This window comes from Kribbella hippodromi (assembly GCF_039531045.1).
GTDB classification, from domain to species: domain Bacteria; phylum Actinomycetota; class Actinomycetes; order Propionibacteriales; family Kribbellaceae; genus Kribbella; species Kribbella hippodromi.
On sequence record NZ_BAAAPH010000018.1, the window covers coordinates 140,463 to 152,678 of the forward strand.

Below are 12,216 nucleotides of genomic sequence, written 5' to 3' on the forward strand. Positions count from 1 at the left end.
TCAGCCGAGTCTGATCTCAGGGTGATAGAGGTCGATCCAGGTCGCCAGCGACAGCGTCTGCTCCAGGTGCCGGCGGGCCGTACCATCCGCCTGCCGCACCTGCTCTTGCACCATTTTCCGGTCGACCAGCTCGAACACCGGATGCCGATCCGCGACTAGACCACGCGTCTGCTCCGCCAGCGCGGCCACGTACGCCGGGTCCTGTGTCTGCGGGTACGGGGACTTGCGCCGCTGCACCACCGACTCCGGCAGCACGTCCTGGGTCGCCGCCCGCAGCAGGCTCTTCTCGTGCCCGTCGAACGTCTTCAACGACCACGGCGTGTTGTAGACGTACTCGACCAGCCGGTGATCGCAGAACGGGACGCGGACCTCCAGCCCGACCGCCATGCTCATCCGGTCTTTCCGGTCGAGCAGGATCCGCACCATCCGGGTCAGGTGCAGGTAGCAGATCTTTCGCATCGTCCACTCGTCGTCGGATTCGCCGTCCAGCCGCTGCACCTCGCCGATCGCTTCGGTGTACCGGTCGTGCAGATGCCCGCGAAGATCGAGCTGCTGCAGTACCTCCGGGCGCAGTACGCTGAACGGCCCGCTCCCCCGCCGGGACACCGCGTACGCGACCCACGGGAACATCGGGCGCTTGCGGACCTCGGGGTCGTGGAACCACAGGTACCCGCCGAACACCTCGTCCGCGGATTCGCCCGAGAGCGCGACCGTCGATTGCTCGCGGATCGCCGCGAACAGCAGGTACAGCGAGCAGAAGATGTCGCCGCCCAGCGGTGCGTCGTTGGCGCGAATCACCTTGCGCCGGACGTCCGGATCGGTGAGGACCGCGTTCTCCAGCACGATGTCGGAGTGCTGCGACTTCACCAGGTCGGCGACATCGTGCACATACGGCGTGTCCGGCGTACCGCGGAGCTCGTCCGCCTGGAAGTTCTCCTCCTGCCCGACGAAATCGACCGCGAAACTGCGTACCTTGCGGCCGGCGTCCGCGAGCTGGCCGGCTGCGAGTGCGGTGATCGCGCTCGAGTCGAGGCCACCGGACAGCAGTACGCACCGTGGTACGTCGGCGATGAGCTGGCGGCGGGAGATGTCGTCGAGGAGCTCCCGCACGTACGCGACCGAGGTTTCCTGGTCGTCGGTGTGCTGCCGGGTTTCGAGTCGCCAGTACGTACGGTGGTGCAGGCCGGCGCGATCGACGGTGACGACCGTACCGGGCTCGACTTCGGAAATCCCTGCCCACAAGGACTTTCGGGGAGTTTTTGTTGCTGTTAGCAACTCTTGGAGACCGTTGGCTTCGACAACGGGTCGTACGGATGGGTTCGCGAGGATCGCCTTCGGTTCGGAGCCGAAGAGGACGCCGTCGGCGGTCGGGTAGTAGAAGAACGGTTTGATGCCCATCCGGTCGCGGACCATCACCAGGGTCTCGATCCGCGGGTCCCAGATGGCGAGTGCGTACATACCGTTCAGCCGTTCGGTGAAGGACGTGCCCCACTCGACGTACGCACGGAGCACGACCTCGGTGTCGGAATCGGTCCGGAACGGATGCCCGCGACGGCGCAGCTCGTCGCGCAACTCGGTGAAGTTGTAGACCTCACCGCTGTAGACCATCCCGAGGGTGACCGTGCGCCCGTCGTACCCGACCTCGGTCGTCATCGGCTGCTCGCCGCCGGGCAAGTCGATCACCGCGAGCCGGCGATGACCGAGGGCCGCGTACGGCGCGTACCAGGTGCCGCGCGCGTCCGGCCCGCGACACGACATCGTCTCGGTCATCGCGTCGACGGTGTCCTGCTCCGCGCCGAGGTCCTGCCGGTACGCCACCCACCCGGTGATGCCACACATCAGGGTTGCTCCTCTCCCGAGATACATTCGATTCCAATGTATTTCTCGCGGTGAGTGACACAACCACTCGTCTCCGTGACCAATCTCTCAAACTGGTCGCCTCAGAGGTGTTCGGAGATCACTCCGAGGGCGAAGGCGAGTCCGGCCAGGCCGAGCATCACGGACGCCAGTACCACCAGCCAGCGCTGCAGCACCGGAAGCTCAGCCGCCGTCGCGAACACCCGCTGCGGCCAGTGCCGCCACGACACGTACCAGAAGATCCCGCTGGCGGCGATCAGCAGCAATCCCTTGACCGCATGAATCCACCACCCCCGATGATCGATCAGCACCATCCCCACCCCGGTGACCGCGATCGCCCCGATCAGCCCGATCACCTTCCACCGATTCCCCGAAGCAATAACCGCAACCAGCGCCTCCCGCCCACCCTCATCCGCCCCGAAGAACTTCTTCACCTTCGGCTGCACCACGAACAACGAGTAGGCCATCCCACCCACCCAAGCCGCAGCCAACCCCACATGCACCACTGCCAAACCCGCCACCATCACTCCGCTCACCCCTCGCACAGTAGGCGCCCAGGAGGCCGAATCCGTTGAACCGTGAGAGAGTCGCGCGGTGGATGGGGTTGAGGTTTTTCATCGGAGTGGGCAGTGGTGTGCGGGGCGGCAAGTCGGGAACGTGGTCGCGTACGACCTGCCGATCCTGCCGAAGTACCAGGTGCCAGGGCATCCCACGGTTGATCGGTGTTATCTGCTGCTGGACGAGAATGTGCAGCTGATCAAGACGGTCACCTTTGACGGGGCGTTGAAGGGGTGGTGGTACGTGGATCTGATCGAGATCGAAGAAGTTGATCGTGGATTGGTGGTTCACGATATGTACGTCGATTTTCTGATTCCGCCGGCGGTGGATCGGTATCAGATTCTCGATCTGGAAGAGCTCGGGGAGTCGATGGCCGACGGGAAGGTCACGCCGGGGCAATGTGCTGAAGTGCTGGCCGCGACGCAGCGGTTTGTGCATCGGTATTTGCGGGGCGCGGAGGAAGGTCCGGTTGGGCCGGCCAGTGCGTTCCCACCGGCGACGGTTGAGTACCTGGCTGAGCTTCCGCCCTTCTGAACCAAAAAACAGGCCCCAGGAGAAAGACTCCCGGGGCCTGAAGGAACCGCAATGGATGATTAGTCTTCGTCGGACTTTCCGGCCTCGAGGTTGGTTTTGATCAGGTCCATCACGGTCGAATCGGCGAGCGTGGTCACGTCGCCGACCTCGCGGTTTTCGGCGACGTCGCGGAGCAGGCGGCGCATGATTTTGCCGGAGCGGGTCTTCGGGAGTTCCGAGACGACCATGATTTGCCGCGGCTTCGCGATCGGGCCGATTTCCTTGGCGACGTGGTTGCGGAGTTCCTGGACCACGTCCGGGCCGCCGTCACCGGCTTCGGAGCGGAGGATGACGAACGCGGCGATCGCCTGGCCGGTGGTCGGGTCGGTCGCCCCGACCACGGCAGCCTCGGCAACCTTCGGGTGCGAGACGAGCGCGGATTCGATCTCGGTGGTGGACAGCCGGTGCCCGGACACGTTCATCACGTCGTCGACCCGGCCGAGCAGCCAGAGGTCGCCGTCCTCGTCCTTCTTCGCGCCGTCACCGGCGAAGTACACGCCCGGCCAGCGCGACCAGTACGTGTCGATGAACCGCTGGTCGTCACCCCACAGCGTACGCAGCATCGCCGGCCACGGCTTCGTGATCACCAGATAACCGCCGGACCCGTTCGGTACCGGCTTGCCGGCGTCATCCACGACGTCGACGTTCACGCCCGGGATCGCCTTCATCGCGGCACCGGGCTTGCCCGCGGTGACACCGGGCAGCGGCGAGATCATGTGCATCCCGGTCTCGGTCTGCCACCAGGTGTCGACGACCGGCGCCTTGTTCCCGCCGATGTGCTCGCGGTACCAGACGTACGCCTCCGGGTTGATCGGCTCACCGACCGACCCGATCACCCGCAGCGAGGACAGGTCGAACTTCGCCGGGATGTCCGCGCCCCACTTCATGAAAGTACGGATCGCGGTCGGCGCGCAGTACAGGATCGACACCTTGTACTTGGCGACGATCTCCCACCAGCGCCCTTGGTGCGGCGTGTCCGGCGTACCTTCGTACAGCACCGAGGTGGTCGCATTGGCGAGCGCGCCGTACACGATGTAGCTGTGCCCGGTCACCCAGCCGATGTCGGCCGCGGTCCAGTACACGTCGGTGTCCGGCTTGAGGTCGAACACACCCCACTGCGTGTACGAGGTGCCGACCAGGTACCCACCCGTGGTGTGCAGGATGCCCTTCGGCTTGCCCGTGCTGCCCGACGTGTACATCACGTACAGCGGGTGCTCGGCGTCGAAGGCCTCCGGCTTGTGGTCCGTCGACTGCTTGCCGACGAAGTCCTCCCACCACAGGTCGCGGCCGTCGGTCATCGCGGTGTCCTGGCCGGTGCGCTTCACGACGAGCACGTTGCGTACGTCCGGGCAGTCCACCAGCGCGGCGTCCACGGCCGGCTTCAGCGCGGCCGGCGCACCGCGGCGGTACCCGCCGTCGGAGGTGATCACGACGCGGGCGTCGCAGTCCAGGATCCGGTCCTTCAGCGCCTCCGACGAGAAGCCGCCGAAGATCACCGTGTGCGGCGCGCCGATCCGGGCGCAGGCGAGCATCGCGACCACGGTCTCGGGAATCATCGGCATGTAGATGGCGACGATGTCACCGGCCTTGACGTTCAGCTCGAGCAGCGCGTTCGCGGCCTTGCTGACCTCGTCCTTGAGCTGCGCGTAGGTGATTTCGCGGGTGTCACCGGGCTCACCCTCGAAGTAGTACGCGACCTTGTCGCCGAGACCGTTCTCGACGTGCCGGTCGACACAGTTGTACGCGGCGTTTAGCTTGCCGTCGGCGTACCACTTCGCGAACGGCGGGTTGCTCCAGTCGAGCGTCTCGGTCGGTTCGGTGGCCCAGGTGAGCCGTTTGGCCTGCTCCGCCCAGAACCCCTCGAAGTCCGCGGCGGCCCGATCGTACGCGTCGGCCTTCAGGTTCGCTTGCGCGGCCAGGTCGGCGGGCGGATCGAACCGGCGCTCTTCGTGCATCAGGTTCGACAATGCCTCGGTTTGGGGTGACTCTGCATTCGTCACGTCGACGACTCCCTCATCGCTTGACTACTGGCGCGGCGGCAGCGCCTAGTTACAGTTGTATCAACGCCGACCCCGTGCGCGGAACTGCCGTATCGCCGGGGCGGTTCGTTTTTGCGCCGAAAAGGTCTGATTCCGGGCCGGACGGAGTAGTTCGGGCGCCCGGCCGCTCAGCTGGCTGAGAATTCGGGTCCGACGGAACCAAGCGGACCGCCCGTGCATCGGAGTTGATGTGAACCCGACGCAGCCGACTTCGCCGCCGCAGCCGCCCGTGACCGGGGAACGGCGCAAGATCTCCCGCGCCGCCCGCCGCCGGGTGCACGCGCGCGAACTACGGATCCGCCGGACGCAGAAGGATGCCCGCGCCCAGCTCCCGCTGTGGTGAGCTCGCACCGTGTCCCGCCGGCTCCCCAAACCGGTTTGGGGCGTCCGCCAACCGGAACCGGGGTGGATCGCTGCCCGATTTGGGCGTGCACGCCGCCCCGAACCGGTTTGGGGCGGTCGGCTGCTACTGCTGGTGGTAGGCGAGCAGTTTGCCGAGGATCGTGGTCAGCCGGGTACGGTCGGTAGCCGACAGCGGCGCGAAGATCTCATCCTGCGCCTTCCCGATCTGCGTCGCCAGCTTCTTGTACTGCCGTTTGCCGGCCGTGGTGATCGTGATGACGTTCCGCCGCCCGTCCGCCGGATCGGCGCTGCGCTCGACGTACCCGTCGGCTTCCAGTTCGTTGAGAGCGGCAACAACATCGCTCCGGTCGATCGAACTCCGGCGGCCGAGCGTCGCCTGACTCGCCGGGCCGAACTCCACCAGCGTCGCGAGCAACCGGAAGTGGTACGCCCGCGCACCTCCGGTGGCGAACGTCTCGGTGACGATCCGGTGCGCATGCGCAGCGTTCTGGGTCAGCAACCAGCTCGGCAACTGGGTCAGGGCTGTCGGGGTCTGCTCGTCCACCCGCGCAGTCTACGTGCTGACAGGTCCGCTCGCCGCGACCGTTGGGCCGACCCTCGCGTTGATTGGGCCGTAGCGTTGGGCGTACCTACGATTCGCGAGCGTCGAGCAGTTCGTCCCAGTGCTGCTCGGCCCAGGCGCAGAGGTGGTCGAGCGGTTCGAGCAGGGCGCGGCCGAGGTCGGTCAGCTCGTACGTGACCCGGCGGCTGGGTTTCGGGTCCGCGGTCCGGCGGACGAATCCGTCGCGCTCCAAGGTGCGCAGCGACTGGATCAGTACCTTCGGGCTGATCCGGGCCAGCGGAATCCGCAGCTCCGAGTACCGCCGGGGTCCGTCCGCCAGGCAGCGCAGCACCAGCCCCGCCCATTTGTCCCCGCCGACCCGGAACGGCAGCAGCGACGACGGGCAGATCTCCTCGAACATGTCCGGTCGGAGCGCCTCCACGCTCACCAAGGTATCCAATCGGTAACCAGGTCGCCTTCTACGGTCGCCGTACCCATTTTCGGAGGAGGTTGCGGTGAGCAAGATTCTGGTGATCGGAGCCCGCGGACGCGCCGCCCGCGCGGCAATCACCGAGGCGACGGAACGCGGTCATGAGGTACTCGGGGTCGCGCGTACGGCCGGCGGATCAGGCGCCGGCGGTGCGGGCGCCGGCGGATCGGGCGTTGGCAGATCGGGCGTTGGCAGATCGGGCGCGGCGAGGCCGGATGGTGGCGGGGTGGTTGTGGGGGATGTGACCGATGCGGCGCGGGTCGCCGAACTGGCGCGCGGGCGGGACGCGGTCGTCGCGGCGGTGTACGACGGCGGCAGCGACCCGTCCGCGTTCTTCCCGGCCGCGGCGCGGGCGCTGGTCGACGGATTGACGAAGGCCGACGTGAACCGCCTGATCTGGGTCGGGCTGGCCTCGATCCTGCCGACCGCCGACGGTACGTTGCTGATGGACACCGACGGGTACCCACGCGAGTACCGCCAATTCTTCCTCGCCCACCAGAGCGCACTCGACATCTTCGCGGCCTCGGACCTCGACTGGGTGTCGATCGCCCCGGCCGGCGACTTCGACCACACCGACCCGACCCGGAAGGGCAGCTACCGAGTTGCTCCCGGCAACGCCAAGGACCTCATCTCGTACGCCGACCTGGCCGTTGCCCTGATCGACGAAGTGGACCACCCCACCCACCATCGCACCGCGATCGGCGTAGTGGTCTAGCCAACCTCCTCGCCCCGGCCGCCGCGGAACGATAGGTTCGACGCATGGCCGGGGCCGAGGAATACCTGAACAAGGCGCTGGCGGTCGCACACCAGGCCGCCGAAACCCAACTGGAACCAATCCGCACCGCGGCCGGCCTGATCGCCGACGCGTTGTCCGCCGGACACCAGTTCTGGGTCTTCGGTACGGGCCACAGCCACGCCCTCGCCGAAGAACTGTACGGCCGCGCCGGCGGCCTGGCCGACGTACGCGCGATCCTCGAACCGGGCCTGATGCTCCACGAAGGGCTCCAGAAAAGCTCCTTGCTGGAACGCCTCCCTGGTCTGGCCGAGGTCCTCCTCGAAATCAACCCCTTGGCCGCCGGCGACGTCGTACTGATCGCATCCAACTCCGGCCGCAACGCCGTCCCCGTCGAATTCGCCCTCGGCGCCCGCGAACGCGGCGTAAAGGTCATCGCCCTCACCTCCTTGGCCCACTCCAAAGCAGTAACGTCCCGAGCCCCCGGCGGCCAACGCCTCTTCGAAGCCGCCGACGTAGCAATAGACAACTGCGGCGTCCCCGGCGACGCCCTAATCCAGATCCCCAACACCACCGAACCCACCGGACCCACCTCCACAGCCATCGGCGCCCTACTCCTCCAGGCCCTGACAGTGGAGATCGTCACCCTCCTCTCCACCCGCGGCAAACCACCCAAAATCCTCCGCAGCCTGAACGTATAGCCCACCCCACGCGTACGTCAGCCCACGCGCGCTGCGAACTGCGAGCTGCCGCCCGCGCCCGACCATCAACCGCGTGCCCTCCCCAGAGCAGCCGGCATGACCTCGAACCGTCCTCCCGGGGCACCTCCTGTCGAGGTTCTCCACCGTTGTTGAGGGTTCTCCACTGGCACACCGGTAGAGAACCCTCAACACGAGCGGATATCCACCTGTCTGCTGATGGGCGGTCAGCGGCCGTGCCTAGTAGGCGGCGGGTATAGAACGATCTGCCTCCACGTACCTGACTTGCTACTGTTCGTAGCGCAGGTTGAGCCGCACCGTGCTGGGGGTACAGGTGTCCGAACTCCGAGGCCGCAATGACGCCGTCGACCGCCCGCCAAGCCCACCTGCCAACGCGGACCACACGGCCGACCCAGCCAGCCCGGACCGGCCGCCTCATCGAGAGCGGCCGGAGCAGAACGATGGGCCCGATCGGGCTGCGCGGTCTGACCATCCGAAGCCACCGGACCCCGATCCTCGCGAACGGATGACTCAGTACCTCGACCGTCTCTACTGGCCCGGCTACACAGCCCAGCTGGCCAAGCGAGACTCCGCATCACCGTCAATCGGTGATTCGTCACTTCACCCGGCCCAGCATCCCAAAGACCCTGCCTCCGTACCCACCGACCGCACCGACCGCACCGACCGCACCGACGAGCGTGCCGACGATCTGCCGGAGGACCGCGATCTCCCGGACAAACCCCTCGACACGCCAACTGTTGCCGACAGTTCTGCCGAGCAACTCGACGACGATCGCCCAACGGATCACCCGGCTCGGCCCGCCGCATCAGCCCCTGCGTCGAACCGACTGGACAACGCTCCGAGCGAGCATGACGTTGCGGTGCCAGACGAATCCGAGCCAGTCCGCACCCCCGGCCCGATCGCCGAAGTCAAACCCTCTGCCGTACCTGAACCAGCCGGCACGCTCACACCCACCCGCAGGCCTGAGTCATTTGTAGCGCTCGACACAACCTCCGCGTCCAGGCCCGACGCCAGACCCGAGCCACCTGCTCCACCCCATTCGGCCGCTACCCCCGAATCAGCCGCCGAGCTCCGGCCAACCACCGTCTCCGCATCGGCCGACACGACGAGCACCGCCGACGAAATCGACCCCGGCACTCCGCCCGTCGCCACAGGGGCTCGTGCGCGAGACCACACCCTGACCACCGATCCGGTCGCACCTACGGAATGGGACGACTCCCCGGACCCACCACCTGAGCAGGTGGAACCGTCCACCGATGCCCCGGCGGACCAAGCATCAGCAACATCTCGCTACACCGAACTGGTCGCCCGGCACGACAAGGAATGGGACGCCACCGCGGCCGCCGTCCCGCCCGGCCGTTTGCCCGCCTCCGCCGACCTGCTCGGGCCGGACGTCATCGAGACCTTGCACCCTGATGTACGACGGGTGCTCGAGTACCAGGGCGCCGCCGAGTACATCGCCGCCGAAGTCAACGCCCGCCCTTGGCTCGAACCCGTCGTCGACGCCTCACCAGCCGTACAGCGCATCTACACGGCCATCGACCGGGGCAACGGCCACGCCCACATCCGCCATGGCCCGATGGGTACGGACCAGCTGTACGCCGACCGAGTCGCCCGCCTCGAAGACCCCGCCCAAACCGACCCCCACAAACGAACCACCAGCATCGACGGCCTCGACGACTCCAAACAGCACTACTGCGCGAAGGAAGCAACCAGAATCCACAACCCAGAAGCGTTCGTCGCCGCCTTCGCCGCCGCCGTCAAACACCCAGACGTCCGCCGGGCCCTGGATGCGCAGTGGTCACGCACGGACCGGCCGGAGGAAGTCGCCATCCCGATCGCGGAACTTCTGGGACCGCGGGGCCATGAAGACTGCTCCGGGTTTCGTTTGGCCGGAGACTGGACCCAGGCGAAGCGAGCCAGGAAAGCCTGGACCCGCGCCCGCGTCGAAGGGCAGGACCTGACCGACATCCCGCAGCCGAAGGTGGAGCGAATACCAACATTCGAGGGTGGCACGATTGTGTTCCACTTCGCCGGCAACGCCGCAGCGGAGCGCTACGAGATCGTCACCATGTACCCTGCACCACCCGTCTCGAAATGATCAGAATCGCCATCCGAAGGGTGCGAAATGTCCGGTAGTGGTAAATATTGGCTGAAAGACAAGTCAGCACCATTTGCAACATTGTTGAGCGTGCTAAACACCTACTATCATCCTGAAATCCGGAACGACAACTACGAAGTACTGATCGAGCGAGCGCGCGAGAACCGCCCCGACGACGCCAAGATAGCCACGTTCAAGGCCGAGTTGACCCAAGTACTGCAGGGTCATCGGGAAGGCTTGCCCGACGACGCGATCGACCTCGCCACCGCGTACGACGACTGGGACACCGACGAAGAGTTTCTCGCCTGGCTGTGGCATGAGCTCTATCCAGATGAGGCGGTGCCTGTGCCGGAAACGAGCAGTTCCGAGTAGCTCGCCGGCGGGAAGGGGAGACCGGACGCCTTGAGCGGCTGGAAAGAATGTCTGGCACCGGGAGAGATAGGTTGACGGATAAGACCGCACCGTTCGCAACGCTGCTCAACATGCTGGATGCCTACTATCATCCTGAAATCCGGAACGACAACTACGATGCGTTGGTTCGACGTTCCCAGCGCGATCGGCCGGACGACACCAAGATGGCGACCTTCAAGGCCGAGTTGACCCAAGTACTGCAGGGTCATCGGGAAGGCTTGCCCGACGATGCGATCGACGTAGCCACTGCGTACGACGACTGGGACAGCGACGATGAGTTTCTCGCCTGGCTGTGGCATGAGCTTTATCCGGATGAGGCGGTGCCGGGACAGCAATCGTCGGAGTGAGTGTTTGGTGCTTCGGCGACGACAGCGGTCGGTTCCAAAGCACACGCGCGATGACCTCCAATGCCTTCACGACAATCAGCTCACAAGCAAGCACCTAATTCACCGGTCACCTGCGACCGGCAGCTCGCAAACCGTCGATGGCAGCCGACCCTCCGGCAACAGCTGACGAAGTCCGGGCGACAGCCCGAAGGGTTCGGCGATAGCCCCAGGGTCAGGCGATAGCTGAAGGAGTCCGGCGACAGCCCGGAGAGAAAAGTACGGCGCTGAGCCAGGGGTGGGAGGGTAGCGCGCGGAGTGGGTGCGCTGAGGAGCGGAGCGACGAAGGAAGCGCCGGCGGAGCATGCGAGGGATCACCACATGCACCCCTCGAACAATCAGCTCACAAACGAACGCCCAGCTCAGCAGTCACTCGTGAAGCGGCAGCTCGTAAACCGCCGGCGGCAGCCGACCAACCGGCGACAGCCGGAAGCTTCAGGCGACAGCCCGGAAAGGAAAGTACGGCGCTGAGCCGGGGGTGGGTGGGTAGCGCGCGGAGTGGGTGCGCTGAGGAGCGGAGCGACGAAGAAAGCGCCCGCGGAGCACGCGAGGGATCACCACTCACCCCTCGAACAATCAGCCCTAAAACAGACCCTCAGGTAGCGCGGTACGCGACAGTGATGTCGTACCTGTCCGACCGGTAGATCGAGCGGCCGAACTCGATGACCTGGTCGGTTGCCGTGCGTGGTGCCGAGGTGATGATCAAGCACGGGGTCGTGCTGTCGATCTCCAGCAGTTCGGCGTCGCCGGGTGACGGTGGGGCGGCGACGATGGAGGCGGAGACCATGCCGAGCTGGACGCCGTAGCGGGTGGAGAGTTCGGTGTACAGCGACTTCTCGGTGAAGTCGATGTCGTCGAGGCCGGGGTAGCGGTGCAGGGAGAGGGCGGTGCGTTCGATCGCCATCGGGCTGCCGTTGGCGGTGCGGAGGCGGTTCAGGTGCAGGACGGGGGTGCCGATCGGTTCCTCGAGTTCGCGGGCGAGGTCTTCGTCGGCGGCGCCGACCCGGTGTTCCAGGACTTTGGCGCCGGGGGTGATGCCGCGGTTGATCATGTCCTGGGTGAAGGAGGAGGCGAGCATCCGGGACGGGCGCGGTTCGGCGACGAAGGTGCCGCCGCCGGGGCGGCGGGCGGCCAGGCCTTCGGCGACTACGCGATCGACTTCCTGGCGGACGGTCATCCGGGCGACGCCGAAGCGTTCGGCCAGGACGCGTTCGGACGGTAGCACGGTGCCGACGGCCAGCGAGCGGGTGAGGTTTTCCAGAATCTCGCGAATCTGGTCACCCTTCGGACGATCGGTCCGCAGCTCGGTGGGGAGCTCGGCGAGGTCGCCTGGGTTGTTCCTTGGGCGGGCCATGAGGTCAGTATCCCTGGGAATCTGCCCGGCAAACCGGTTGCCGGGGGACGCGGGCCGCGGCAAGTCGTACCGCGCAGGCTGTCCGTGACCACGT

General features: G+C 66.4%; 14 protein-coding genes. 7 read left to right on the plus strand and 7 right to left on the minus strand.

All coding sequences use genetic code 11. From position 1 onward, the window contains the following. Both asnB and ABD260_RS26090 read right to left on the minus strand, forming a co-directional pair. A complete protein-coding gene (gene asnB / locus ABD260_RS26085) occupies positions 1-1,839 on the minus strand; it encodes an asparagine synthase (glutamine-hydrolyzing) (protein ID WP_344237348.1) in 1,839 nt (612 codons plus the stop codon). Between the two features lie 101 nt (positions 1,840-1,940). After that, complete coding sequence (locus ABD260_RS26090; protein ID WP_344237350.1) at positions 1,941-2,324, minus strand: hypothetical protein; 384 nt, start codon at positions 2,322-2,324, stop codon at positions 1,941-1,943. 127 nt (positions 2,325-2,451) lie between these two features. Between ABD260_RS26090 and ABD260_RS26095 the strand changes: the two genes are divergently transcribed. Further along, a complete protein-coding gene (locus ABD260_RS26095) occupies positions 2,452-2,949 on the plus strand; it encodes a DUF402 domain-containing protein (protein ID WP_344237352.1) in 498 nt (165 codons plus the stop codon). Positions 2,950-3,008: 59 nt separating this feature from the next. Here ABD260_RS26095 and acs read toward each other — a convergent pair whose 3' ends face one another. Then, a complete protein-coding gene (gene acs / locus ABD260_RS26100) occupies positions 3,009-4,943 on the minus strand; it encodes an acetate--CoA ligase (protein ID WP_344237473.1) in 1,935 nt (644 codons plus the stop codon). A gap of 274 nt (positions 4,944-5,217) precedes the next feature. Here acs and ABD260_RS26105 point away from each other — a divergent pair, with 274 nt between their 5' ends. After that, positions 5,218-5,370 (plus strand): hypothetical protein, encoded by a 153-nt coding sequence (locus ABD260_RS26105; protein WP_344237354.1) that lies wholly within the window; start codon positions 5,218-5,220, stop codon positions 5,368-5,370. A gap of 123 nt (positions 5,371-5,493) precedes the next feature. Here the strand turns inward: ABD260_RS26105 and ABD260_RS26110 are convergent, their stop codons facing one another. Together ABD260_RS26110 and ABD260_RS26115 are read right to left on the minus strand one after the other, a co-directional pair. Continuing rightward, positions 5,494-5,934 carry a MarR family winged helix-turn-helix transcriptional regulator gene (locus ABD260_RS26110; RefSeq protein WP_344237356.1) on the minus strand — a complete coding sequence of 147 codons (441 nt, stop codon included), beginning with the start codon at positions 5,932-5,934 and terminating at the stop codon, positions 5,494-5,496. An 85-nt stretch (positions 5,935-6,019) separates the two neighbouring features. Further along, the gene (locus ABD260_RS26115; RefSeq protein WP_344237358.1) at positions 6,020-6,373 is read right to left on the minus strand and encodes a winged helix-turn-helix transcriptional regulator; all 354 of its coding nucleotides are present in this window, start codon (positions 6,371-6,373) and stop codon (positions 6,020-6,022) included. Positions 6,374-6,446: 73 nt separating this feature from the next. Between ABD260_RS26115 and ABD260_RS26120 the strand changes: the two genes are divergently transcribed. Both ABD260_RS26120 and ABD260_RS26125 read left to right on the plus strand, forming a co-directional pair. Then, positions 6,447-7,136, plus strand: coding sequence for an NAD(P)-dependent oxidoreductase (locus ABD260_RS26120; protein WP_344237360.1), 690 nt, complete (start codon positions 6,447-6,449; stop codon positions 7,134-7,136). 44 nt (positions 7,137-7,180) lie between these two features. Next, positions 7,181-7,855, plus strand: a complete 675-nt coding sequence (locus ABD260_RS26125) for a sugar isomerase domain-containing protein (protein ID WP_344237362.1) — start codon at positions 7,181-7,183, stop codon at positions 7,853-7,855. Between the two features lie 613 nt (positions 7,856-8,468). Here ABD260_RS26125 and ABD260_RS26130 read toward each other — a convergent pair. After that, positions 8,469-8,660, minus strand: a complete 192-nt coding sequence (locus ABD260_RS26130) for a hypothetical protein (RefSeq protein ID WP_344237364.1) — start codon at positions 8,658-8,660, stop codon at positions 8,469-8,471. Positions 8,661-9,113: 453 nt separating this feature from the next. On the opposite strand from ABD260_RS26130, the gene ABD260_RS26135 reads away from it, so the two are divergent. From ABD260_RS26135 to ABD260_RS26145, 3 genes are all read left to right on the plus strand, one after another. Continuing rightward, on the plus strand, positions 9,114-9,974 hold the full coding sequence (locus ABD260_RS26135; protein WP_344237366.1) for a hypothetical protein: 861 nt from the start codon (positions 9,114-9,116) through the stop codon (positions 9,972-9,974). 90 nt (positions 9,975-10,064) lie between these two features. Beyond that, entirely contained in the window at positions 10,065-10,346 is a 282-nt protein-coding gene (locus tag ABD260_RS26140; protein WP_344237368.1) for a hypothetical protein, read from the plus strand. A 71-nt stretch (positions 10,347-10,417) separates the two neighbouring features. Then, entirely contained in the window at positions 10,418-10,732 is a 315-nt protein-coding gene (locus ABD260_RS26145; protein ID WP_344237370.1) for a hypothetical protein, read from the plus strand. 631 nt (positions 10,733-11,363) lie between these two features. On the opposite strand, the gene ABD260_RS26150 is transcribed toward ABD260_RS26145, so the two are convergent. After that, complete coding sequence (locus ABD260_RS26150) at positions 11,364-12,122, minus strand: GntR family transcriptional regulator (RefSeq protein ID WP_344237372.1); 759 nt, start codon at positions 12,120-12,122, stop codon at positions 11,364-11,366. Between the last annotated feature and the right edge of the window lie 94 nt (positions 12,123-12,216).

What these genes read in the sequence shown, in the direction of transcription:
- ABD260_RS26150 (WP_344237372.1), bottom strand. Translation starts at nt 12,122, where the DNA reads ATGGCCCGCCCAAGGAACAACCCAGGCGACCTCGCCGAGCTCCCCACC.
- ABD260_RS26125 (WP_344237362.1), top strand. Translation starts at nt 7,181, where the DNA reads ATGGCCGGGGCCGAGGAATACCTGAACAAGGCGCTGGCGGTCGCACAC.
- acs (WP_344237473.1), bottom strand. Translation starts at nt 4,943, where the DNA reads ATGCACGAAGAGCGCCGGTTCGATCCGCCCGCCGACCTGGCCGCGCAA.
- asnB (WP_344237348.1), bottom strand. Translation starts at nt 1,839, where the DNA reads ATGTGTGGCATCACCGGGTGGGTGGCGTACCGGCAGGACCTCGGCGCG.
- ABD260_RS26090 (WP_344237350.1), bottom strand. Translation starts at nt 2,324, where the DNA reads ATGGCCTACTCGTTGTTCGTGGTGCAGCCGAAGGTGAAGAAGTTCTTC.